Source organism: Halorubrum rarum (genome assembly GCF_048380895.1).
In the GTDB taxonomy this organism is placed as follows: domain Archaea; phylum Halobacteriota; class Halobacteria; order Halobacteriales; family Haloferacaceae; genus Halorubrum.
This window is the reverse complement of the sequence record NZ_JBLWMN010000006.1, coordinates 193833-216175: the sequence shown is the minus strand read 5'-3', so window position 1 is coordinate 216175 and position 22343 is coordinate 193833. Positions and strand designations below refer to the sequence as shown.

At 67.2% G+C, this 22343-nt stretch carries 25 protein-coding genes and 1 pseudogene; 7 read left to right on the top strand and 19 right to left on the bottom strand.

Annotated features, from left to right (window positions below; genetic code table 11):
* Window positions 1-82 precede the first annotated feature (82 nt).
* From ACNSN7_RS06980 to panB, 5 genes are all read right to left on the bottom strand, one after another.
* The gene (locus ACNSN7_RS06980; protein ID WP_418281551.1) at window positions 83-958 is read right to left on the bottom strand and encodes a molybdopterin synthase; all 876 of its coding nucleotides are present in this window, start codon (window positions 956-958) and stop codon (window positions 83-85) included.
* A 77-nt stretch (window positions 959-1035) separates the two neighbouring features.
* Complete coding sequence (locus tag ACNSN7_RS06975) at window positions 1036-1749, bottom strand: phosphoribosyltransferase family protein (protein ID WP_418281550.1); 714 nt, start codon at window positions 1747-1749, stop codon at window positions 1036-1038.
* A gap of 104 nt (window positions 1750-1853) precedes the next feature.
* The gene (locus ACNSN7_RS06970) at window positions 1854-2312 is read right to left on the bottom strand and encodes a DUF7529 family protein (RefSeq protein WP_418281549.1); all 459 of its coding nucleotides are present in this window, start codon (window positions 2310-2312) and stop codon (window positions 1854-1856) included.
* A gap of 44 nt (window positions 2313-2356) precedes the next feature.
* The gene (locus ACNSN7_RS06965) at window positions 2357-3199 is read right to left on the bottom strand and encodes a polyprenyl synthetase family protein (protein WP_418281548.1); all 843 of its coding nucleotides are present in this window, start codon (window positions 3197-3199) and stop codon (window positions 2357-2359) included.
* 114 nt (window positions 3200-3313) lie between these two features.
* Window positions 3314-4120 (bottom strand): 3-methyl-2-oxobutanoate hydroxymethyltransferase, encoded by an 807-nt coding sequence (gene panB / locus ACNSN7_RS06960; RefSeq protein ID WP_418281547.1) that lies wholly within the window; start codon window positions 4118-4120, stop codon window positions 3314-3316.
* Window positions 4121-4244: 124 nt separating this feature from the next.
* On the opposite strand from panB, the pseudogene ACNSN7_RS06955 reads away from it, so the two are divergent.
* Window positions 4245-4484: pseudogene (locus ACNSN7_RS06955) on the top strand (DUF5822 domain-containing protein); the annotation flags it as partial.
* Window positions 4485-4610: 126 nt separating this feature from the next.
* On the opposite strand, the gene ACNSN7_RS06950 reads toward ACNSN7_RS06955, so the two are convergent.
* The 4 genes from ACNSN7_RS06950 to glyA all read right to left on the bottom strand — a co-directional run bounded on the left by ACNSN7_RS06950 (window position 4611) and on the right by glyA (window position 8938).
* Window positions 4611-5162, bottom strand: coding sequence for an HAD family hydrolase (locus tag ACNSN7_RS06950; RefSeq protein ID WP_418281546.1), 552 nt, complete (start codon window positions 5160-5162; stop codon window positions 4611-4613).
* Complete coding sequence (locus tag ACNSN7_RS06945; RefSeq protein WP_418281545.1) at window positions 5159-6313, bottom strand: acyl-CoA dehydrogenase family protein; 1155 nt, start codon at window positions 6311-6313, stop codon at window positions 5159-5161. Before ACNSN7_RS06945 ends, ACNSN7_RS06950 begins: the two co-directional genes overlap by 4 nt.
* A 252-nt stretch (window positions 6314-6565) precedes the next feature.
* On the bottom strand, window positions 6566-7528 hold the full coding sequence (locus ACNSN7_RS06940; RefSeq protein WP_418281544.1) for an HhH-GPD family protein: 963 nt from the start codon (window positions 7526-7528) through the stop codon (window positions 6566-6568).
* Between the two features lie 162 nt (window positions 7529-7690).
* On the bottom strand, window positions 7691-8938 hold the full coding sequence (gene glyA, locus ACNSN7_RS06935; protein ID WP_418281543.1) for a serine hydroxymethyltransferase: 1248 nt from the start codon (window positions 8936-8938) through the stop codon (window positions 7691-7693).
* A 262-nt stretch (window positions 8939-9200) separates the two neighbouring features.
* Between glyA and tbsP the strand changes: the two genes are divergently transcribed.
* Entirely contained in the window at window positions 9201-10010 is an 810-nt protein-coding gene (gene tbsP, locus ACNSN7_RS06930) for a transcriptional regulator TbsP (RefSeq protein WP_418281542.1), read from the top strand.
* Between the two features lie 111 nt (window positions 10011-10121).
* The gene (locus ACNSN7_RS06925; protein ID WP_418281541.1) at window positions 10122-11813 is read left to right on the top strand and encodes a YcaO-like family protein; all 1692 of its coding nucleotides are present in this window, start codon (window positions 10122-10124) and stop codon (window positions 11811-11813) included.
* Window positions 11814-11854: 41 nt separating this feature from the next.
* On the opposite strand, the gene ACNSN7_RS06920 is transcribed toward ACNSN7_RS06925, so the two are convergent.
* From ACNSN7_RS06920 to ACNSN7_RS06905, 4 genes are all read right to left on the bottom strand, one after another.
* The gene (locus ACNSN7_RS06920) at window positions 11855-12250 is read right to left on the bottom strand and encodes a helix-turn-helix domain-containing protein (protein ID WP_418281540.1); all 396 of its coding nucleotides are present in this window, start codon (window positions 12248-12250) and stop codon (window positions 11855-11857) included.
* A gap of 25 nt (window positions 12251-12275) precedes the next feature.
* Window positions 12276-12527, bottom strand: a complete 252-nt coding sequence (locus tag ACNSN7_RS06915; protein ID WP_418281539.1) for a DUF8001 family protein — start codon at window positions 12525-12527, stop codon at window positions 12276-12278.
* A 10-nt stretch (window positions 12528-12537) separates the two neighbouring features.
* The gene (locus ACNSN7_RS06910) at window positions 12538-13224 is read right to left on the bottom strand and encodes a DUF5828 family protein (RefSeq protein ID WP_418281538.1); all 687 of its coding nucleotides are present in this window, start codon (window positions 13222-13224) and stop codon (window positions 12538-12540) included.
* 93 nt (window positions 13225-13317) lie between these two features.
* Entirely contained in the window at window positions 13318-13551 is a 234-nt protein-coding gene (locus ACNSN7_RS06905) for a DUF8007 family protein (protein WP_418281537.1), read from the bottom strand.
* Window positions 13552-13659: 108 nt separating this feature from the next.
* On the opposite strand from ACNSN7_RS06905, the gene ACNSN7_RS06900 reads away from it, so the two are divergent.
* Together ACNSN7_RS06900 and ACNSN7_RS06895 are read left to right on the top strand one after the other, a co-directional pair.
* Window positions 13660-14061 carry a cupin domain-containing protein gene (locus tag ACNSN7_RS06900; RefSeq protein WP_418281536.1) on the top strand — a complete coding sequence of 134 codons (402 nt, stop codon included), beginning with the start codon at window positions 13660-13662 and terminating at the stop codon, window positions 14059-14061.
* Between the two features lie 2 nt (window positions 14062-14063).
* Window positions 14064-14720, top strand: coding sequence for a DUF8052 family protein (locus ACNSN7_RS06895; RefSeq protein WP_418281535.1), 657 nt, complete (start codon window positions 14064-14066; stop codon window positions 14718-14720).
* A gap of 114 nt (window positions 14721-14834) precedes the next feature.
* On the opposite strand, the gene ACNSN7_RS06890 is transcribed toward ACNSN7_RS06895, so the two are convergent.
* From ACNSN7_RS06890 to ACNSN7_RS06875, 4 genes are all read right to left on the bottom strand, one after another.
* Window positions 14835-16682 (bottom strand): carbon starvation CstA family protein, encoded by a 1848-nt coding sequence (locus ACNSN7_RS06890; RefSeq protein ID WP_418281534.1) that lies wholly within the window; start codon window positions 16680-16682, stop codon window positions 14835-14837.
* Window positions 16683-16883: 201 nt separating this feature from the next.
* Entirely contained in the window at window positions 16884-17879 is a 996-nt protein-coding gene (locus ACNSN7_RS06885; RefSeq protein ID WP_418281533.1) for an ArsA family ATPase, read from the bottom strand.
* On the bottom strand, window positions 17879-18175 hold the full coding sequence (locus tag ACNSN7_RS06880) for a DUF7990 family protein (RefSeq protein WP_418281532.1): 297 nt from the start codon (window positions 18173-18175) through the stop codon (window positions 17879-17881). The genes ACNSN7_RS06885 and ACNSN7_RS06880 overlap by 1 nt, the downstream gene beginning before the upstream one ends.
* A 145-nt stretch (window positions 18176-18320) precedes the next feature.
* Window positions 18321-18923, bottom strand: a complete 603-nt coding sequence (locus tag ACNSN7_RS06875) for a hypothetical protein (RefSeq protein WP_418281531.1) — start codon at window positions 18921-18923, stop codon at window positions 18321-18323.
* A gap of 156 nt (window positions 18924-19079) precedes the next feature.
* Here ACNSN7_RS06875 and glmM point away from each other — a divergent pair, with 156 nt between their 5' ends.
* Together glmM and ACNSN7_RS06865 are read left to right on the top strand one after the other, a co-directional pair.
* Entirely contained in the window at window positions 19080-20444 is a 1365-nt protein-coding gene (gene glmM, locus ACNSN7_RS06870) for a phosphoglucosamine mutase (protein ID WP_418281530.1), read from the top strand.
* Between the two features lie 81 nt (window positions 20445-20525).
* Window positions 20526-21701: an inorganic phosphate transporter gene (locus tag ACNSN7_RS06865; RefSeq protein ID WP_418281529.1), complete on the top strand. Its 1176-nt coding sequence runs from the start codon at window positions 20526-20528 to the stop codon at window positions 21699-21701.
* 129 nt (window positions 21702-21830) lie between these two features.
* On the opposite strand, the gene ACNSN7_RS06860 is transcribed toward ACNSN7_RS06865, so the two are convergent.
* Together ACNSN7_RS06860 and ACNSN7_RS06855 are read right to left on the bottom strand one after the other, a co-directional pair.
* Window positions 21831-22097, bottom strand: coding sequence for an elongation factor 1-beta (locus ACNSN7_RS06860; RefSeq protein ID WP_418281528.1), 267 nt, complete (start codon window positions 22095-22097; stop codon window positions 21831-21833).
* 1 nt (window position 22098) lies between these two features.
* The gene (locus ACNSN7_RS06855) at window positions 22099-22278 is read right to left on the bottom strand and encodes an HVO_2753 family zinc finger protein (RefSeq protein WP_418281527.1); all 180 of its coding nucleotides are present in this window, start codon (window positions 22276-22278) and stop codon (window positions 22099-22101) included.
* Window positions 22279-22343 lie beyond the last annotated feature (65 nt).

Sequence of the window (22343 nt, the reverse complement as noted above, 5' to 3'; positions counted from 1 at the left end):
ACGCTGGCGACGAATACGTCTCGGGACGAACGCTGGTGAGTACGGACACGTTGTTGCGATCCGGCTCGGCGATACGGTCGGACTACTCCCGATGATGGACCCAGAACTCCTCGGCGTCCGTCGTCTCCTTTTTAAATATCGGGACCTCGTCTTTCAGACGATCGATCCCGTCTTTAACGGTACGGAACGCCTCGTCCCGATGGCCGGCCAGCACGACGACGAACACGATGTCCTCGCCCGCTTCGATAACGCCCGTCCGGTGATGCATACGGACCGCGAACACGCCGTCCCGATCGGTTAGCTCCGCGGAGATGTCGTCCATCCGTTCGCGGGCGACTCCCTCGTACTTCTCGAACGCGAGATGGGTCGTTCTGTCGTCGTCGGGCCCGTCCTTCGCCCGGACACGTCCCGTAAACGTCGCGATCGCCCCGGAGCGTTCGGATCCGGGATCGGTTCGGATCCGTTCGACGAGTTTCTCGAGGGGTATCCACGGTTCGGCGTCCGCGAGGTCGGCGAGGAGCGTGTCGACATCGACGTCGCTCGGTTCGGTCGCCGTCGCGACGACCGTTCCGGGCACCTCGTCCGGGTCGAGGTCATCGCCGAGGAGCACGGTGGGGACACGCAGCCGGCCGTAGTCGACGGCGACGAGGTAGTCGTGATCGGGTGCGAGACGGTCGAGCAGGTCATCGAACCCGCCGACGGTCCCGCGTCCGTGCCACGAGCCGTCCGACGCGAGCGCGAGCGTCGTGTCGCCGTGGACGGGGTCCGGATCGGCCGATCCGCCGGCATCGGTGTCGTCCCCACCGGCCCCGTCGACTCTGTCGTCGGTTGCGACCGGAAACCCGCCGTCGTCGGTTCCCTCGTCACGGACGACGACGGCGACCCGTCCGTCGACTCGCTCCGCGAGCACGTCGGCGAGCGTCGTCGCTCCCGGACCGAGGATCGAGATCGGTTGCATACCGGAAGGCGGGTAGCGATCGGCTTAGGCGTTTCCCGACGGAGCCGACACGGGGCCGTGGCCGTCGTTCGGTCCCATTACTCGAACGTCTCGAGCGCGCCGACGGGTGCGTCGGTGAGCTCGCGGGCGCGACCCATCCCCTCGTCGCCGATCGCGATGAGGGTGAACACGCCGGTGACGTCGGCGTCGGCCTGGAGGGCGATGTCCAAGAGGAGCTCCTGGGTCTCGCCCGACCGGATCAGGTCGTCGACGACGAGCACCGTGTCGCCCTCGTCGATCGCCCGCGCGGGGAGGTAGTAGGTGAGTTCGATCCCGGACGCGAGCCGCTGACGCGACTCGATGAACTCCTCGACTGCTGTCTCTTTCGACTTCTTGGCGTACCCGAGCCGTGCGTCGAAAAAGGAGGCCATCGCCGCGCCGAGCGTGATCCCGTCGGTGGCGGCGGTCAACACGACGTCGGGCGACTCGAACGCGAACGTCTCGGCGGCGACCGGTGCGACCAAATCGAGGAACGACTGGTCGAAGACGACGCCGGAGTTGTCGACGTACCCCTCCTCGTCGAACTCGACGCGAGCCGTCAGCTCGTCGGCAAGCGCGTCGCGTCCGACGCCGCCGACGACCTCCCGTGCCCGATCCGTGCCGGGCAACACGTGTCCGTTCACGTAGCGGTTCAGGTCCCCCGCCGGTAGCCCGGTCACGGCCGACAGCTCCTCGTACGTCCGCGTCTCCTTTAACATCCGTAACACGGCGACCGCCTGCAGCTGGAGGGCCGCCTTTTCGGCTCGGTTCATACCGATGATCGTGATTACACAACTATGAATACTCCGAAGTCGAACGTTCGACGAATATTCATGAGTGTGGTTATCAATAGCCCGTCCGCCGCCCCCTCGTCCGCTCACTCCGCCGGTTCCGCGTCGAAAAACGGCTCCGGGTCGGACAGGGTGAGTTCGACGACGTCACGGTCGTCGAGCGGGCGGAGCCGGATGATGAACTCGCCCGCCTCCATCGCGGCGCGCCGCAGCGGTTCGGCGTCCGGATCGGCGAGATACGTCGGGATACACAGCGCGAACCCACTGTCGGCGTCCTCTGCGGCGACGAGCCGGAACCCGACGCCGCTCTGATACGCCGCGTACACCCGGAACGTGTCGATGTCGACGGCGTCCATCCGGTCGCGGACCTCGTCGAACTCCGATCCCGGCAGGAGGACGTCGAGTCGCCCGGCGTCGGCGACGGGGTTTACGTCGCCCGGGTGGACGCCGATCGCCTCCCATCCCTGATCGCGGTACTCCGCGACGGTCGCGTCCGCGTCGGCCAACACGTCGTCCCAGCGTTCGTTTAGCGCGCGCTCGCTCATACGGACCATGGGACGTCCCAGCCTTCTTAATGGTTCGTTTGCGCTTACCGCTCGCGGACGACGACGAACTCCGCGAGATCGCGGAGGTACTCGATCGCCTCCGTCTCGGGCGGGTTCGCGTCGTCGAGGGCATCGAGCGCGAGATCCGACTGCGTGCGTGCACGTTCGTTCACCTCTTCGGGGCTCAACGACGTCACCTGCACCACGGATGGCCGATCCATCTCGGCGTCCTGGCCGGTCGGCTTGCCGAGATCGTCGGCGTCCGCGGTCGCGTCGAGGACGTCGTCCCGCATCTGGAACGCGACGCCGACCCGCTCCGCGTACTCGCCGAACGACTCGACGGCGTCCGGGTCCGCGCCGCCGGCGACCGCGCCCAACTCCGCGGCGGCCCGAAACAGCGCGCCCGTCTTCCGTCGCGCGAGCTCCATGTACTCCGCCTCGGTCGTCGGGCGCGCGGCGAGCTCCGTCGCCTCGCCCTCCCCGAGCTCGATCATCGCCTCGGCAACGATCGACATCGCTTGCGGGTCGGTCGAAAAGAGCGCGAACGCCTCGCCGAGCAGCCCGTCGCTCGTGATGATCGCGGGCCCGTACCCGAACGCCGACCACGCCGAGGGCGTTCCGCGCCGCACCGCCGACCGGTCGATGATGTCGTCGATCACGAGCGAGGCGTTGTGGACGAACTCGATCCCTGCGGCGAAGTCGACGGCGTCCTCGGGGTCGCCGTCGAACGCCTCGCAGGCGAGGATCGTCACCGCGGGGCGGACGCGCTTCCCGCCGGCGAGCACGACGTGTTCGAGCTCCGCGGACAGCTCGTCGGGCTCGACGTCGTCGATGACCGCCTCGATCCGCTCGTCGACGAGCGCGACCCGACGCTCCAGATACTCCATCGACTTATAAAACGAGCCGGTGGCGCAAAGGCCTAACGGAACGCGTCGTTAGGTGCGGGTCGTTGCGTGCGGGTCGTTACGCTCGGGGTCGGTTCGAGACGAGCGACCCGACCATCAGTACACGTCGTCGACACCCTCCTCGACGTGTGAGTGCTCCTCGGCGGGGAACGCTCCGCTCTCGACGGCGTCTCTGTACTTCGAGACCGCACGTTCCATCTCACCCCGGACGTCGCCGAACTGCTCGGAGAACGGTGGCGACCACTCGCCGAGCCCGATCACGTCGTTGATCACGAGCACTTGGCCGTCGCAGTCGGGTCCCGCGCCGATCCCGATCGTCGGGATATCGATCGCCTCGGTGATGTTCGCCGCGAGGTTCGCGGGTACGTGTTCCAACACGAGCGAGAACGCGCCGGCCGCCTCGTGGTCGCGGGCGAGTTCGAGGATCTCCGCCGCGGCGTCGCTGTCGGTCCCCTGTCGGGTGTAGCCGCCGAGCCGATTGACGTGCTGGGGAGTGAGCCCGAGGTGTCCCATCACGGGGATGCCGACGTCGACCATGCGCCGCGTGGTTTCGACCGTGTGGGGGCCGCTCTCGATCTTCACGGCGTCGGCGTCCGCCTCCTTCAACAGTTCGCCCGCGTTCCGAACCGACTCCGCCTCGTCGACGCCGAAGGAGAGGAACGGCATGTCCGCGACGACGAGGGCGTCGTCGACCGCGCGTGCGACCGCCCCGGTTCGACTCGCCACGTCCGCCATCGTCACCGGGAGCGTGGAGTCGTACCCCATCGTCGCGTTGCCCATACTGTCGCCGACGAGGACGACGTCGATCCCCGCCTCGTCGACGACCGCCGCGGTCGGCGCGTCGTAGGCGGTCAACATCGTGATCGGCCCCTCGCGGTCCCGGAGTCCCCGCGTCGTGGTCATACCCGGAGTATGGCTACCGCTCGCGGTTAAAATCGACGGGAACCGGAAACAACCGTTCCGTGTCCCACCCTGCTCGGACCGAGCGACCGGCACCGATTTGACGATCGCCCACCGACGTCGACGCGTGCAACCCGTCGAGCGAACGGAGGTCGAAGGGATCGACTACGGCTGGGTGATGCAGACGACGTTCGTCGTTACCATCCTGATCGGTGCCCCGATCGTTGCGCTCCTCTCTACGCAGGTGACGCTCGACACGTGGGGGGCCCGAGCCGCGTTCGCGATCCGGGTCGGCGCGCCGATCTGGTTCCTGACGGCCGTCGCCGCCGCCGTGTACGCGAAACGGACCGGCGCGGGCGACGGGGGACGGTCAGTGTAGCCGTCGCCGAGGCGACCTCGTATAATAGGACGGGGCGCTCGTGGATTCTCGCTTCGATGTATCGACCCTCGCTTCACTCCGTCACCCCTCGCTCCACCCCGTCGATCGCGTCGGCTACTCCTGGGTCACGTCGGCGGTCCACACGAACGGCACGCCCGCCCGCTCCGCGGTGGTGGCGTCCCGCGCGGAGTCACCGACGAAGACGGCGTTCGCGGCGTCCACGCCCAGCGCGTCGACCGCCGCGAGCAGCGACTCCGGATCGGGTTTGTGCGTGTCGACCGTGTCGCGACCGACGACCGCCGAGACGGCGTCGTCGACGTCGTGCGTTTCCAGGGCCACTCGACAGGCGTCCTCGCAGTTGAGCGAACAGACGGCCGCCCGGGTCGGGTCCCCCGCCGCGAGCACGTCCGCGAGCGGGAGCCGGGTCGATTCGCGTGCCCCGACGCGTTCGTGGGACCCGATCACCGCCTCGACGTCCGCGCGGATCCCGTACTGGTCGGCCGCGCCGAGCAGGTCCCAGAGCCCGTCGCCGGGCGGTTTGATCGCGTTGTCGGTGTAGACGGCGATAACGTCGTCCGCAACGGCGTCCCAGTCGACCGCGAGGTCGACGAGGGTCCCGTCCAGGTCATACACGACGGCGTCGTACTCGCTCGGATCGAACGTCATCGGTCGTCCAGTACGCCCCGGGCGATGATCTTCTTTTGGATCTCGGAGGTCCCCTCGTAGATCTCCGTGATCTTCGCGTCGCGGTAGAACCGTTCGACGTCGAACTCCGTCGTGTAGCCGTACCCGCCGTGGATCTGGACGGCCTCGTTCGTCACGGACATCGCCGTCTCCGACGCCGAGAGCTTCGCCTGCGAGGCGGCGACACGGTTGTCCTCACCCGCCTCCGCCTGTCGACACGCCTCGCGAACGAGCAGCCGGGAGGCGGCGATCCCGGTCGACATCTCCGCGAACGTCCCGCGGATCGCCCCGATATCGGCGATCGGGCGGTCGAACTGCTCGCGCTCGCCCGCGTACTCGCGCGCCTCGTCGAAGGCGGCCTGCGCGAGCCCGACCGCCTGCGCCGCGATGCCGATCCGGCCGCCCGTCAGGATCCGGAACGCGGCCGACAGGCCGGCCCCCTCCGCAGTCAGCCGGTTCACCGCAGGGATCCGGCAGTCGTCGAACGTGATCGAGGTCGTGTCCGACGCCCGGAGGCCGAGCTTCTCCTCTCTCGGGCCGACCTCGAACCCCTCGCCGTCGGCCGGGACGAGGAACTGGGTGATCGATCCCGAATCGGCGGGATCAGTCTTCGCGAACACGACCGCGACCCCACACCGCTCACCGTTGGTGATCCACTGTTTCGTCCCGTTCAGCACGTATTCGTCGCCGTCGCGTGTCGCCGTCGTCGACATCTCCGCCGGGTTCGACCCCGCGTGCGGCTCGGAGAGGCAGAAGGCACCGACCGGCCGTCCGTCGGCCATCTCGGGGAGCCAGCGCTCCCGCTGGTCGTCGGTACCGAACTCGGCGAGACAGGACGTGACGAGACAGTGGACCGACAGGGCGGTCGCGACCGCGAGCGCGCCGTACGCGAGCTCCTCGTTGACGACCGCGTACGTCGTCTCGTCGGCGGCGAAGCCGCCGTACTCCTCCGGGACCGTGAGTCCGGTTATACCGAGCTCCGCGAGCCCGTCCCACACCTCCTCGGGAAACGACTCCTCGGCGTCGGCCTCGCGAGCTACGGGGCGGATCTCCTCGACCGCGAACTCACGAACGAGTTCCCTGACCGCCTGCTGTTCGTCGGTGAGCCCCGACCCGACGCGTGCGCCAGTCATGCCTCGGCGTTCGATCCCACACGGAAAAAGGTGAGCGATCGGGTGGGAGAGAACTCGACAGCGGGGTACTGCTTGCCACAGCGTAGTCGCCGATAGCTCGAACGAACGCCCTCCGTCGTGTCCGTCGAGCCATCGGAAGAAGTTCGACACGAAGCGGGTAACGCGATCCGGGAGGCCGTGTCCGAGCGCGATGGCCTGCGGGTGTTCGACTTACGGGAAATCACGGGAAAGCACGACTGCTCGGAACGACCGCTACCGCTGAAGACGAGCGATCGTCTCATCTCCGGGCTCATCAACCTCAACGAGCCCATCATCAACAAGGTCCGCAAGGAGGCCTCGAAGCCACGCTCGCCCGTGCTCGCCGTCGGGCGTGTAGTCCACGCGGATCCGATGCCCGAGCGTATCGAGATCCATCTCGTCGTGTTCGCCGAGGAGTCGAACCACGCGCCCGCGGAACTGCCGACGGCTCCCCTCGAAGCTCGGCTGCGTGGGCACGTCGGGTGCGGTGAAGTCGCCGGTCCGGTAGGCGTGACACCACTCGCGCCACGGGCAACTGGCCTCGTCACACCGAGGGTTCTTCCCGCAGGCGACACCGCCCAGTTCCATGATCGCGTTGTTCCAGACTCGGGACTCTCCGGCCGGCATGAGCGCGTTCGAAAGGGTTTCGTAGTCCGGATCGTCCGCGGTATGGATTTCTGCAAACGCGCGGTGGAGCACGCGTTTCACGTTCGTGTCGACGACGGCGTCGCCCGCGTCGAACGCGAACGACGCGACTGCGTTCGCGGTGTACGGCCCGACTCCCATCAGTTCCTCGAGCTCGTCCGGCGTCCGGGGGAACTCGCCGTCGTACTCCGTTTCCACCTGTGTGGCGGCCTCGTGGAGGTACGTCGCGCGGTTGTTGTAGCCGAGCGAGTGGCTCGACCAGAAGGCGACGACGTCGCTCCGGTCGGCGTCGGCGAGCGCGGCGGTCGTCGGCCATTGGTCGAGGAACGCCTCCCACGCGGGTACGACCCGGCCCAGCTGGGTCTGCTGGCTCATCACCTCGCTGACGAGGATCTCGTACGGGTCCTCGGTGCGCCGCCACGGGAACGACCGGTTGTCCGTCTCGTACCAGTCGACGAGCGCCTCGCGGACCACGTCGAGGTCCTCGGGGAGCGTACGTGCGTCGCCGTCGTCGAGCGGCGACACCCCGGTTCCGCCGTCCGGTTCGGTCATAGCGTTCCGTCGGGGACCGTTCCGGTTAGAACCCTCGATCGACGGGCCCGCGATCGAGCCCACGGCGATGACCGGGAGCGTCGACGCTCGCGGTTCGGACCACCTGGCGTGTACGACCCGAGCGGCGGCTCGGAAAGCGATCGAACGGGATCCGGTCGGTTCTCAGGCGTACAGCGGGTACTCCTCGCAGAGCTCGACGACGCGCTCGCCGACCTCGTAGATGACGTCGTCGCTGTCGGCGGCGTCGACGACGCGATAGATGAGATCGCCGACCTCCTCCATCGCCGCCTCGTCGAATCCGCGGGTGGTCAACCCGGCGGTGCCAGCGCGGATCCCCGAGGGATCGAACGGCGAGCGCGTCTCGCCAGGGACGGTGTTCCCGTTGAGCACGATGTTCGCGGCCGCGAGCGCGTCCTCCGCGTCGCCGCCGGACAGGTCCGGATGCGACTCGCGGAGGTCGGCCAACACGAGGTGGGTGTCGGTCCCGCCGGAGACGAGCGAGAGGCCGTGCGCCGAGAGCGTGTCACCGAGCGTTCGGGCGTTATCGATGACTGCTCGTGCGTACTCCTCGAACTCCGGTTCGAGTGCCTCCTTGAAGCCGACCGCCTTCCCCGCGATGTTGTGCATCAGGGGACCGCCCTGTCCGCCGGGGAACACGGCGTTGTCGATGTCGTCGGCGTACTCGGCGTCACACATCACGATCCCGCCGCGTCCGGCGCGGATCGTCTTGTGCGTGGATCCGGTGACGAAGTCGGCGACGCCGACCGGCGAGGGGTGGACGCCGGCCGCGACCAGCCCGGTGATGTGTGCGATGTCGGCGAGGTGGTATGCGTCGACGGCGTCGGCGGCAGCCTGTATCTCCTCCCAGTCGACCGCACGCGGGTACGCGGAGTAACCGGAGACGACGATGTCGGGATCGAACTCCTCGGCGGTCGCGTGGAGGTCCTCGTAGTCGATCCGCCCCGTGTCGGCGTCGACCTCGTACTGCTCGACGTCGTAGATCTGTCCGGCGAAGTTCGCGGGGTGGCCGTGTGAGAGGTGCCCCCCGTGCGTGAGATCGAGAGACAGGATCTTATCGCCCGGCTCTAACACGGCGTAGTACACCGCCTGGTTCGCCTGCGTGCCGGAGTGCGGCTGAACGTTGACGTGTTCGGCACCCCACAGCTCCGTGGCGCGCTCGATCGCGAGAGACTCGACGTCGTCGGCGTACTCACAGCCCGCGTAGTAGCGCTCGCCGGGGTACCCCTCGGCGTACTTGTTCGTGAGGACGCTTCCCTGCGCTTCGAGCACCGCCTCGCTGACGTGGTTCTCGCTGGCGATCATCGCGAGCGTCTGTTCCTGTCGGTTTCGCTCGCCGACGAGCGCGTCGGCGACGGCTGGGTCGACCTCTCGAACCTTCCCGTAATCCATACGTATGTGCGGGCACGACTGCACAATAAGCCTGTCCGTCCGGCAGTCTCCGACACGCTCGCACTGTTTCGTCTGGTCCGTACTGGAGGGTTGCGCCCCGTGAGTTCGACCGGGTTCTCATGTTCGCCCGTCCGATATCAGTCGGCCGTGTGTCAGAACGGATACCCCTCGAAATAGGACGGTAGACGGGCTGTCCGTGGGTTGTTCGCTTCAATATCCCGTTAATATTAAATACGGATATGACTTTTATACATGATAACGAATGGTGTCGAATTTACTCCAAGCGAACGTCGAAGATATCTTCGAGACGGTACTCGCCGACGTCGACGACGAGCTACTCGTCGTCGATCCGTCGGGGGAGACGGTCGTCGCGCTCGTGGAAGCGGGTATCGAACGCTCCGATCTCCCACGTCTGTCGATGCTCGTCGCCGAACGTACGCTGAAGGACGTGATGAACGAGTTCCTCGTCGCGTCGCGGGCTGCCGACCTCGTCGCGGACGGGCGCTTATCCCTCCGTCTGCTCCCCGACGGCGCGGACAACACGCTGTTCGTCTCCGATTCGCGCGTGTTAGCGCTCGTCAGCACCGGCACGAACGTCGCTGCGCTGTCGACCGACGATCCCGAGTTCGTCGCGGACGTCTCGGAGACGTACCGCGACGCGTTCGCCGACGCCGAGGAGTTCCCGCTTCGGACCCCGCCGATCAGCCGCGTCCGCGAGACGATGGACGCGGAGATCGGCGAGGCCACCCGCACGGACTTCGACGCCGTCCTCGAATCGATGGAGAACGACGACGGCGAGCCGCTCGACGAGGTGACCGTCTCGCTGCTCGTCGCCGCGAAGAACGACGTGCTCCTGTACGACATCTCGAAGTGGGGTGAGGACGTCGGGATCGCCTCGAAGGCGACGTTCTCTCGGACGAAAACCCGCCTCGAGGACATGGGGCTCATCGACACCGAGAAGGTCCCGATCGACGTCGGCCGTCCGCGACTCCGGCTCAAGCTCGGCGACGAGCGCCTGATCGGCGTGGACGCGAGCGAGCTCGTCGCGGTCGCCCGTCGATCGCTGAACTGAGGCGGTCCACCGTTGTTGAACTGAGGCGGTCCATCGATCGCCCGGTCGACACCACCGACATTGACCGGCGTCCCCATTGGATTTTTCTCTCCGCTGTGTGTCGACTCGGACATGGACATCGGATTGGTCGGTGACGGGCCGGCGGTCGACGCCGTCGCCGCCGCGCTCGGCGACGTCGACGTGAACGTGATGCGGGTCGAGGGCCGCCTGCTCGACGGGTTCGACTTCGCGGTCGTAGTCGACACGACGGGATCGGAGACGTTCGCCGTCGCCGACGAGTATCTCGACCGGTGGATCGCGGTCGAGGTCGGCGGCGTCGGTGGCGTTCCGCTCGCGGACGTCGACGCCGCGATCACCGCCTTCGAGGACGCCTGTTACGACTGCCTCCGTACTCGCGTCGAGAGCGCCGATCCGGACGTCGCGCCGGAGCCGCGCGGAACGAGATCGGCGGTCAGATTCGCCGGCGCGACCGCCGGACGTCGGACGATCCGACTGCTCGCCGGCGAACCGATCGGCGATACGGTGTCGGAGGTACCGGGGCCCGACCGAACGCTGCTCCCGGTTCCGGGCTGTGGGTGTGGGCCGTCCCCCGACGGGAGCCTCCCGCGAGCACACGAGGAGCGGTCGCTGTCGGACGCGATCGCACGCGCGGAACGCGCCGTCGACGGACGAGTCGGTCCGCTCCGAGAGGTCGGCGAGCAGTCGTCGTTCCCGGTCCCGTACTACGTCGCCGCGACGGCGGACACGACCGCGTTCTCGGACGTCCGTGCGGCCGAGTTCGCCGGCGGCGTCGACGCCGACTGGGACGCCGCGTTCATGAAGGCGCTCGGGGAGGGGTTAGAGCGGTACGCCGCGGGCGTGTATCGGTCGGCGTCGTTCACGACCGCGACTGCCGCCGACGTTCCGAACCCGGTTCCGCCGGACGCGTTCGTCCGCCCGGACGAACGCCCGGCCTACGATCCGGACGACGCGCTCCCGTGGACGACGGGCGAGCGACTCGCGACGGGTGAGGTCGCCTCGCTCCCGGCCGAGTTCGTGTTCTTCCCGCCGCCCGAAAAGCGGTACCGACCGGCGATCACCACCGGACTCGGGCTCGGGAACTCCGGCCCGGAGGCCGCGCTGTCCGGGCTGTACGAGACGATCGAGCGGGATGCGACGATGACGACGTGGTACTCGACGACGGAGCCGCTCGGCCTCGACGTCGACGACGAGACGTTCACGGAGCTCACGAAACGTGCGCGCGCCGAGTCGCTGTCGGTGACGCCGCTGTTAGTGACGACGGACGTCGACGTACCCGTCGTCGCCGTGGGCGTCCACCGAGACGGGGAGTGGCCCCGGTTCGCCGCGGGCTCGGGCGCGGACCTGGATCCGGCCGCCGCCGCCCGAAGCGCGCTCGCGGAGGCGCTCCAGAACTGGACCGAGCTCCGGTCGATGGGCGAGGCTGCCGCCGAGAACGAGAGCGCCGCGATCGGCCACCACGCCGGGTTCCCCGACTCGACTCGGGCGTTCTTCGACCCCGACGCGACGGTGTCGCTCGACGGACTCGGCGAGCCAGCACTCGCCGGGAGCGAGGAGCTCGATGCGGCCGTCGACCGGGTCGCGGACGTCGGACTGGACCCGTACGTCGCGCGAACGACGACGCGGGATCTGGAGACGCTCGGCTTCGAGGCCGTCCGCGTGCTCGTGCCGGGCGCACAACCGTTGTTCACCGGCGACCCCTTCTTCGGCGAACGCGCACGCGAGGTCCCGGAATCGATGGGGTTCGAGCCGCGACTCGATCACGAGTATCATCCCTTCCCGTAGCGGGGATCGGCAGCGGTCAGATCCGAGTCAGGATAGACTCGTCAGGGCTCCGCTTCGGGGTGGAACGCGTTGATCGCGTCGTGGACCCCGTCGACCCACTCGTCGAGCGCGGCGTGGAGCTTGTCTTTCGCCTCCGGGATCGGGATCGCGGTGTACTGGTACACGTAGCCTCCGGAGTCGAGCAGACGTCGTCGTCGCTCGATCAGTCCCTTCTCGCGGAGCGTCGACAGCGACCGGTTCACGTTCGACCGGTCGCGCTCGAGTACGTCGGCGAGCTCGGAGACGGTGCTTCCCGGATGATCGACCAGCGTCAGATACGTGCGGCTCTCGTGGTCTCGAACGCCGAACACACACGAGAGTACGTGGTCGAACGGCGGGGAGACGTCGCCGACGAGGTCCTCGATGTCGGGCTCGCTCGTGGAGCCGGGGTCGCTCATGGGATCGGATCCAGGTGCGACCGAGTTAAAAACCCTCGTCCTCGTCCGCAGCGTATCCCATGCGGTCGATACAGCCGCGCATCTCCGACTCGTTCGCGTGTCTGTGGAGCCTCGTCGGCGTGTCACAGAGATACGTCTCGCCGTCGTATCGGAGCACGACCTCGTGGGTGTCACCGGCGACCTCAACGCTGATGACGACGCGGCGTCCGTCGTGCATCGTCGCGAGCAGCTCGGCGGCGGTCAGTTCACCGGCCTCGATCCGGAGTGGAGCCGTCATGACGCGGAACTCACGTGGTCGTCGACTCCGGACCGCCTTCCTCCTCCGGCGGTTCGACGCCCTCCGCGGCGGCGACGTTGTCGGTCGCTTTCTCGGCTTCCACGTGCCAGCGATCGATCTCCGATTCGTACTCCGCGAGGATCCGGCTCACCTCGCCTTTCAGCTCGTCGTCGTTGACGTTCACCTCGAAGACGAACGTCTCGCCGTTCTCGCCGCGACCGACCTGTTGAACGTTAGCGCTGACCAGTTCGTTGTCGAAGTAGTACGGAGCGAGCTGTGTCATCACCTTCCGATAGACGGTGTCCTCGACCTTGCGGAGCGCCTTGCGGCTCGCCGAGTCGGCCGCGCGGGCGACGTGCCCGATTGATTCTCCCCAGCTCTCGACTGCACCCTCCGCATCGTCGTCTTCCACCTTCTCGTAGGACTCGGTGAGCTTCTCGCCGGCGGTCTGGAGGTCATCACCCGCCGTCTTCCCGGCTTTCTCGCCGTCTCCCTCGCTGATGGACGCCTGATCGGCCGTCTTCTCCGAGACGTCCTCGTCGATCCGTTCGTGCGTCTTTGGACGCCAGTCGTCGAACTCGTGGAACGCATCGCCGTCGGCACCCGTCTCGCGGAGTGCCAGCGTGATCCGCTCCCCGTGTTCGACGACGTCGCCCCAGTCTCCGCGCTGTTTGAAGCCGGAGATACTCTCTTCCATTGCTGGCCATCTATGTAACGAGCCCGTATAAGTGTCTCCGACGCGGTGTGTTCACACACGCTCACGCGTTCGATCGCGACCCGGTCGTTCGCGTCACTTCCCGTACGCGATCCGGCGGGCGAGCGCGTCGAGCGTCGCCTTTCGATCCGCGAGCCAGCCCCCCGGCGACACCCGACGGAGGTCCTCCTCGTCGACCTCGATCCGCTCACCGCCGAACGGGTCGTGTTCGGCTCGCTCCGCCGCCGACTTGTCGCCGCTCACCGCGTCGACGACCGTCGACATCGAACACCGACCGCACGCTTCGGTCCGCTTTTCTCCCTCAGTCATGTGTATTCTTGACATGTGTTAGGAACCCACGAATTTAACACCAGCGGCCCGATCCGCGGTGGGCTCCACCGTCGACGGCCTTTTAAACACCGTGGGAAACATGGGCACATGGGATATCGCGTCGTCGACGCCGACTCGGTCGAACCCGAATCCGATCGCCCGTGTGAATGCCGGAAGCTGGGAGGCGCTGTCGGACTCTCCGAGATGGCGATCAACCGGTTTCGCGCAGAGCCGGGCGAGCAGGCTCCGCTCGCGTATCACTCGCACGAGACACAGGAGGAGGCCTTTTACGTGCTCTCCGGGACGCTGTCGGTCGAGACGCCCGATCGAACGTACGAGGTCGCCGAGGGGTCGCTGTTCGCCGTCGACCCCGGGAGCCCGCAGCGGGCGTACAACCCGTCGGACGCGACCGAGGCCGTGGAGCTCCTCGCGGTCGGCGCGCCCGCGGTGGACGGCGACGCCGTCCCGTACGAACCGGACGACGAAACGGGCGGGAACGCGGACGACTGACGATGTCCGAGAGTGACGTCGTCGACGAGGGCGAGCCGGCGGAGACGGGGGGCGCTCCGGGGCGCGACACGGAGGAGCTTCCGGCCGAGATCCGGGAGGAGGTCCCCGACTACGACGACGAGTACCTCGATCGCGTCTCCGATCGGCTCATGTACAGCTACGACTTGGACCGCGACGTCGTCGTTGACGGCGAGCGGTTCGAACTGTACGCGGAGATGCGAATGCGTAGCCAGAAACAGTTCCTCCACCCCGCGTTGAGCTACGCCGACCACGACATGATGGAGTACCTTTTCGCGCGACGGGTGTCGTCCCCGACCGTCGGCGAGTTAGAGCGGCTCGTCGAGTTCGCGCACGGCGTCGCCGACGAGCGCGTCGACGGTAGCGAACAGCACTTCGGCACCGACGTCACCGTCGTGCTCGTCGCGGACCGGATATCCGACGACGTCGTCGACTTCGTCGACGGCTTCCGCGACCGCACCCTCCTGAAGTTCGGCTACTACGGCCACTACGAGGTGAACCTCGTTGTCGTCGCTCCCGAAGAAGAGCGGATCGTCGCCAGCGAGGCGGCGGACGTCGCCGGCGCGTTTCGACTCTGGGAGCGCATCGAGCCACCGAAGGAGGGGTTCCTCTCGCGGTTCGCCAAGCGGTTCTGGAAGTGACGCTGCCGCGGTGAGCTGACCGAGCCGAGGGCTCGCGGACGTTTCGCGTGCGGCTCGCCGATACGTCGAGAAAACGGAAAATTAGGCCGTGACGGGGCCGATACCCGGACGACGCTAGTCGTCGCTGGGCTCGACGGCGGCTGTGTCGCTGCCCCGAACGGTTCGGAGGTTGCTGATACCGATCCGCACCAGCGACAGTGCGAGCCAGATCAGCACCAACGCGAGAAGCATCTGGACGCCGGACGATATCTGCGCGCCGAGCGTCTCCGCCCCGCCGAGAATGAGGCTGTTGTAGAGGTTCTCCCAGAGCGCGAGCCACAACAGCCCGAGGATGGTGATCGTCACCATGATCGCCATCGGTATCCCGGTGGTCATGAGCTGCTTGGAGTCGTCCCAGTTGGCGAGCCAGATCGTCGCGGTCAACAGTGCAAGCGCCGCGAGCAGCTGGTTCGCTCCGCCGAACAGTGCCCAGAGCGTGAGCCACTCGCCGGAGATGACGAGGGCGTACGCGATGAGAGTTTGGATGATCGGGTTGGTGTACCGGCCACGGGCGAGCGACCCGAGGTCAGTCGAGAGACCGGAGACGGTCATTCCGTCCTCTATTCCGACGATTTCCTCCATCATGTACCGTCCGAGCCTGACGGCGGTGTCAGTCGAGGTGAGCAGGAAGCTCACGAGCACCAGCGCCATGAACACGCTCCCGACGGTCGCGGGGATGCCAAGGCTCGTCAGGATGATGCCGCCGCCGGTCGCGAAGTTCGGAAGCGCCGCGCCGATCCCACCGGCCGGGTCCGCGAACCCAGCCACCGCGAGTGTCGCCAGCGCGAGCGCTGCGAGGAGCCCCTCGCCGAGCATCCCACCGTATCCGATGAGCCTGGCGTCCGACTCCTTGTTCAGCTGTTTCGATGTCGTCCCCGAAGAGACCAGCGAGTGGAACCCGCTGATCGTTCCGCACGCGATGGTGATGAACAACAACGGGAACAACGGCGCGATGCCGCGAACGTCGATCGCCGTCTCGCTGCCGAAGAACCCGCCGTACATCGGCACCGAGGGGTCGACGACCAGCGGCTGGCTGGACGTTCCCAGCACGACTCCGACGATGATAGCGAGGATCCCACCACCCACGCCGGTGTACAACAGGAACGACGAGAGATAGTCGCGCGGCTGGAGCAGCACCCAGACCGGAAGCGCGCTCGCGATCGCGCCGTAGATCATGATGACTGGCACCCATGCGGCGGTGTTGCCGCCGAGCGCGGCTGCGCCCGGGACCCAGTCGCCGGCGCTACTGAACAGGACGAACGTCCCCGCCGGGTAGTCGCCGGCGAACAGCGCGAACGGGTACTGAATGCCGAGCCAGACGCCGGCGAACACGCCGGCGACGAACAGGACCGTCCCCGGGATGAACGGTCCGTTCAGCTGGTACAGGTAGATGCCGAAGCCGAGCGCGAGCGCGATGTACACGAAGCTCGCGGTCGTCACCTGTGGGAACGCGTTGAACACGATGCCCACGACCAGGGCGAACACCGCGACCACGAGGATGATCGTGAGGAACGCGAACCACAACAGCAGGTTCTTCCCCTTCTCACCGACGTACTGGCCGACGATGTACCCGATCGACCGTCCCTCGTGTCGGATCGAACTCGACAGCGAAATGAAGTCGTGAACCGCCCCCATCAGCGGGTTGCCGATGGCGACCCACAACAGTGCTGGGAGCCATCCCCATACGGCTCCGGCCGTGATCGGACCGACGATCGGTGCGCCGCCCGCGATGCTTGAGAAGTGATGCCCCAGTAGTACCGGCTTTTTCGCCGGTACGTACTCCTGTCCATCCTCGTATTTGTGTGCCGGCGTCTCGCGCTCGTCATCGAGTTCGACGAACTGCGAGAGGTATCGCGAGTACCCCATGTACCCGACGGTGAACGTCGCCAGCACGGCAACTACGATCCAGATTACGCTTGTCATAGATTCCCTGCCTCGTGCTATCGATCCACGATACGCTACTTAAACATTGGCTTCGTTCATGACGGATCTCGGATGAACACGGAACCGGGGGACCATGTCGGGATCGATCGACGTGGTATCTCAGAAGAGTCGCTTCGAAACTACTCGGCTCCGTGTCGGAGGGAACTCACCGACGGCGTGAGACGGCTCAGTCGCGACGCGTCACTCCTCGTTTCGCGTCGCGCGTTCGCTCGCCACCGACACCGCGGTTTCGACGTCCAACTCGCGGGCGACCTCGCCGAGGAGGTCGCCGCGAACCTCCCGCGTACGGGACTCGATCTCGGCGACGAGCGGCGGTTCGAACCCCTCCCGAACCTGTGTGAGCCGCTCGCTCTCGGTGGCGACGCGCTCGCGGAGGTACCGTCCGCCGCGACCCGTCTCGTCGTCGTCGGGCTTGGGTGTGAGCTTGTTGGCGACGAGCCCCCGGACGGTCAGATCCCGGTCGGCGAACCCTCCTATCGCGCGCTCCGTCTCGTTGACCGACAGCTGATCGGGGTTCAACACGAGGAAGAACGCGGCGTCGTTTCGGAGCGTTCGCCCGGCGTACTCGAAGAACTCCTTGCGGGACTGGAGCCGTGCGAGAACGGGATCACCGTCCATCACGCGCCGTGGTTCCATGTCGCCGATCGCCGCCTTCTCGAACAGGTCGATCGACTGCCGGCGCTTGTACATCAGCCGGTCGATCCAGCCCTCGAGAAACTCCGGGAGCCCGAGCAGCCGGAGCGTCGATCCGGTCGGTGCGGTGTCGAAGACGACGCGGTCGTACGGGTCGCTCTCCTCGCGCATCACCTCGACGAACGCGTCGAACAGCGCCGCCTCGTACGCGCCCGGCGTCCCGTGTGACATCTCCAGTTGGCGATTGATCTCCGAGACCATCGCGGCGGACACCTGCTCGGAGAGCCCCTCTCGGATCTCCTGGAGGTGTCGTTGCACCTCCTCGTCCGGATCGATCTCCAGGGCGTCGAGTCCGTCGACGCCGTCGACCGACTCCGGATCGTCGCCGAACGCCTGGTCGAACACGTCCGACACGGAGTGTGCCGGGTCCGTGGAGACGACGAGCGTTCGAACCCCGTCGTCGGCACATTTTCGAGCGTACGCACACGAGACGGTCGTCTTACCGACCCCGCCTTTGCCGCCGAAGAAGACGAACCGTTCCATCAGAAGTGGTACTGCTGCCCCTTTCGCTCGAGCAGGGTGCCCCGGTCCCACAGCCGACGCTCCCACGCCTCGAACTCGTCTTCGAGGTACGGGAGCAGCTCGGCGGTGTAGTACGAGACGGGCGAGGGAATCCCGAACGCGTCGGGGAAACACGCCAGCATGAACTCGTCTTCGGTGTCCTCCGCTTCGTTCTCGATCTTCTCGTAGGCCGGATGCGTGATCATCCCGTGATACAGTCCGCGGAGCCACTCCTCGAGGTGCTCACGGAAGACGGCTATCCGATCGGCCACTGTCATTGGTACACACGATGAGCGGGGGCCTAAAAGGTGTCTCGGCTCCGGCCCGTTGACGGTTCGACGGCCCGTCGCCGACGCACGCCGCCGACGCACACCGCGGACGCACGCCGCCGACGCGGCACCGCCGGGCGTCGACGTCGTCCGGTCACCCGACCAGTTCGAACACGATCCCGACCGGGGGCGCGTCGTCGATCCCCCAGTAGACGAACCGATGCGTACCGGCACCCAGGGGCGGACAGACGTCGAGTTCGACGTCGGGAACGGCGTCGGCGATCGCCGATTCGCGCAGGGTGAGCGACCACGAGTAGCCGTCGTTCGGTTCGAGCGTCTCCTCGGCGAGCGGGAGGTCCGCGGCCTCGCCGGTCGTCGATCCACGAACGTCCACCCATCCCTCCGTCGTCTCACGCTGTATCGCGTACGCGTGTTCGCCGAGCGCGGTCACGGGACCGGTCCCGGAGTTACGGAGCGCGAGTCGAAGCGCCGAGCCGTAGGTCTCCGAGGTGCTCTCGGTCGACAGCTCGATCGTCGTCGTCGACGTCTCCGCAGTCCGTTCCTCGATCGGCTCGGAAAACGGCGCGTCGAGGCGCACGAACCCCTCGCTCGCGCACGTTAGTGCGTCCGGAATCCCGTCCGGGCCCTGCGGGCCGTCGCCCGCCGCGAAGTCGAGACATCCCGACAGGCCGAGCGTTCCCGTCGCAGCGAGTACGACCCCCGTCGCCGACAACAGCTCCCGTCGCGTCCGCTTCATGCGGGACGAACGGACGGCACGGGTTTCAACCCCGCGAGTCCCGATCCCGTCAGTCCCGATCCCGTCAGTCCCGATCACGCTCGGTGTCGGACGCCACCGCCCGTTCCGTCGTCTCGCGTTCGGAACCGCTTTCCCGTCGGCCGGCGCACAGCCGATATGGAACTGTTCGGATCCAGTGGCATTCGGGGGGTTGCGCTCCGGTATCTCACGCCGGAGCTCGTCCTCGACATCGCCAAGGCGGCCGGAACGACCTGGGACGCCGACCGGGTCGCGGTCGCGCGCGACACCCGAACCACGGGTGAGCTGTTCGCCAATGCCGCCGCGAGCGGGCTGGCAGCGGTCGGTTGCGACGTCGAGCGACTGGGCGTCGTCCCGACGCCGGCGGTCGGGAACTACTGTGAGTCCGCCGGCGTTCCGTGCGTGCTCGTCACTGCGTCGCACAACCCGCCGGAGTTCAACGGGGTCAAGCTCGTCGGTGACGACGGCGTCGAGCTCTCGGTCGACGTCCTCGAGCGGATCGAACGGCGGGTCCTCGACGACGAGTACGACCACGCTACCTGGCGGGACGCCGGCGTGACGACGACGATCGAGGGAGTCGTCGACGACTACATCGATCAGCTGATCGCGAGCGTCGACCGCGAGGCGATCGCCGACGCCGAGCTGACGGTGGCGGTCGACCCCGGCCACGGGGCCGCCTCGAGCTCCTCGCCGCGGTTCTACCGCGAACTCGGCTGTGCGGTGCGGACCGTGAACGCGACCCCGGACGGTCACTTCCCCGGCCGGGAGTCAGAGCCCGTTCCGGAGAACCTCGCCGATCTCTCACGGCTCGTCGCGACCTCCGACGCCGACGTGGGGATCGCCCACGACGGCGACGCCGACCGTGCGGTGTTCGTCGACGAAACGGGGGCGTTCGTCGACGGCGACACCTCCTTCGCCGCGCTCGCGGACGCCGAACTCGAAGCGGGCGACGCGGTCGTCAGCGCCGTCAACGTCTCCCAGCGGCTCGTCGACGTGTGTGACGCCAACGACGCCGCCCTCGAACTGACGCCGATCGGTGCGACCAACATCATCACCCGGACGCGAGAGTTGGACGACGAGGACGTCCGCGTTCCGATCGCGGGCGAGGGAAACGGCGGCGTGTTCTTTCCACCCTACCGGCTCTCACGGGACGGCGCGTACATCGGCGCGAAGTTCCTCGAACTGCTCGCGAACGCGGGTAGCGACCCCGTCAGCGAGGTCGTTGCGCCGTACACCGATTACCACGTCGTCCGGCTCAACATCGAATACGACGACGCCGGCGAGCGCGAGCAGATGCTGTCTGCCGCCCGCGCGTACGTCGAGACCGCTGACGCGGAGCCGAACACGACCGACGGCTACCGGCTCGACTACGGCGACGCGTGGGTGCTCGTTCGGCCCTCCGGAACCGAACCGAAGATCCGGATCTACGCGGAGTCCGCAGACGCCACCCGCTCCGAGCGATTGGCAGCGGAGATGCGCGAGGCGGTCGAGGCCGGTCGCTGATCGGACGACTCCCGTCCGAACCCACGCGATCCGCCGCGGAGTCAGGAGGCTTAACCCGGCGGGCCGAGTGGTTCAGTACGTATGGTGGAGCTTCTCCTTCTGGTCGGAATCGTCGTCGCCGCGTTCGTCGGATACAACATCGGTGGCGCGACGACCGGGCCCGCCTTCGGGCCCGCGGTCGGCGCGAACGTGATCTCGAAGGCGGGTGCGGCCGCATTGATGTCGATCTTCTTTTTCATCGGCGCGTGGACGCTCGGCCGTCGCGTCGTCGGGACGCTGGGCGAGGACCTCGTCACACAGTCGAACGTGTTCACCCTGGAGACGAGCATCGTCGTCCTGTTTTTCATCGGTGGCGCGCTGTTCGTCGGTAACTACTACGGCGTCCCGGCGTCGACGTCGATGACCGCGGTCGGCGCGATCGCGGGTCTCGGCGTCGCGACGGGAAGCCTCGACTGGGCCGTCATGGGGGAGATCGCCGTCTGGTGGATCGTCGCGCCGATCATCGGCTTCTGGGTGTCCGGCGTTATCGGCCGCTACTTCTACCCGACGATCAACCGATGGGTCGCCATCGAGAGCACCGACGGCTCGTTGCTCCAGCTCGATCGCTCGGGCACGATTCCGAGGCCGATCACGGGGCCGGAGACGACCCGTCGGGAGGTCGTCGGGGCGATCGTCGTCGTCGCAATCGGCTGTCTGATGGCCTTCTCCTCGGGGACCTCCAACATCGCGAACGCGATCGCACCCTTGGTCGGTGCGGGCGTCGAGATGAACCCACTGATCCTGCTCGGCGGCGCGGCCGTCGCCATCGGCGCGTTCACGATCGCCCGCCGGACGCTCGACACGCTCGGCAACGACATCACCGATCTCCCGTTGACCGCGGCGATCGTCGTCGCCGTCGTCTCCTCGGGGATCGTCATCGGTCTGTCCGCGATCGGTATCCCGGCGTCGTTCGTGATCATCGCGACGATGTCGATCGTCGGGCTCGGCTGGGGTCGAGCGACCCGCACCGTCACCGTCAGCGAGGGGATCCGCGGCGAGGAGGAGACGAGCGTCACCGTCGGCGCGCTGAAGGCTGACGACCCCGGCGACGAGGTACCCGGGATCGGCGAGGAGGAGCCGGCCGATATTCCCTCGGCGTCAGACCTGTTCGATCCGACGACGACGGCCCGCGTGATCGTGATGCAGAACGTTGTTCCGCTGCTCTCGACGATCGGTGCGCTCGTGACCTTCTACGTGCTCTTTAGCGTCTGGTGGTAGTCGCCCGGGATCGGCCGGAGACGGACGACTCGCGGAGACGGACGACTCGCGGAGACGGACGGCTCGCGGAGAGTGACACACCACGGCCACGGCTCGTCGGTCGTGGCGGAACGTAACACGGGTTCGACCTTACAGACGGCCGACGTTCTCGACGGCGACGGATTCGACGCCCTCGACGTCCTCGAACGCCTCCTCGACGGCCTCCGTCCCGCCGGCACCGTCGGGGACGATGACGGTCGGGAGGAGCGCGACGAGACCGAACGCGACGTCGTCGCGCTCGAAGCCGCGGATCTTCGCTCCCTGTGGAAGCGACTCCTCGAGGAGGTCCTGCAGCTCGTCGAGATCGACGTCGGGGCTGTTCGGCATGACCTTGATCTTGGCTGCGACGTCCCCCATCTCAGGGCCCTCGGAACTCGCAGTCGGGACACTCATAGAGGTTGCTCTGCTTCCGGCACTTCGCGCACCGGTGGATGGTCGTCCCACAGTCGGGGCAGGCGAACGTCGCGGCGTTCATGCCGGACACCTGAATTCCACACGAGACACACTTCCGCGTGGCCCGCGTCTTACTCTCGCTCATACCGGATCACACCATCGCGCGACTTTTAACCGTTGTTCTTTGCCCCCGCCTCGGCGACGGTTCAC